This window comes from Vibrio sp. 1069 (assembly GCF_033340555.1).
The window spans coordinates 1-594 of the sequence record NZ_JAWOWP010000636.1 but is presented as its reverse complement, the minus strand read 5'-3'; the positions used below and the strand labels follow the sequence as shown (position 1 = coordinate 594).

Annotated in this window: 1 protein-coding gene; it reads right to left on the bottom strand. The window is 46.3% G+C overall.

The genetic code is table 11. The features are described from left to right. Positions 1 to 4: 4 nt before the first annotated feature. On the bottom strand, positions 5 to 594 hold a 590-nt coding region (locus R7040_RS28185; RefSeq protein WP_411978226.1), incomplete at its 5' end, for a type II and III secretion system protein family protein.

Below are 594 nucleotides of genomic sequence, written 5' to 3'. Positions count from 1 at the left end.
TTCATTAGTTAAAGCCTCCCGCCTTTATCGTATTTTCCAATTCTTCGTCATCAACTTTCGAAAGATCGAGCTTCAGCAAGCGCTCAAGGTCACTCGTTCGCTCGAACTTAGGCAGCTTGATGTCGGTTTCTTTGACAGGGTCGACAAGATTAACTGTCGCGACGATGATCAACTCCGTCTTTCTTCTTTCGGTATTGGTCTTACTGAATAACGCACCAAGAATTGGGATGTCGCCTAGATAAGGAATTTTTGCCAATGACTCCTGCCCTTCCGACGTTAAAAGACCAGCTAACACGAAGCTTTGGCCGTCTTTCAGTTGAACCGTTGTCTGAGCTTTTCGAGTTCGTAGCGAAGGGACGCTAACTAGACCGGAGTTCACACCATTGGTTTTATCAATCGAGCTCACTTCTGGTAACAGTGACAGGCGGATGTTTTCTGAATCTGTCACCTTAGCAACCATAGACAGCTTTACCCCGTATTCTTTATAAGTTACGGAAATACCATCGTTGTCTCGGACGGTGATTGGGATTTCACCACCGACAAGAAAGCTCGCCGATTCGCCAGAAATTACCGACAAGTTTGGCTCAGCCAGCA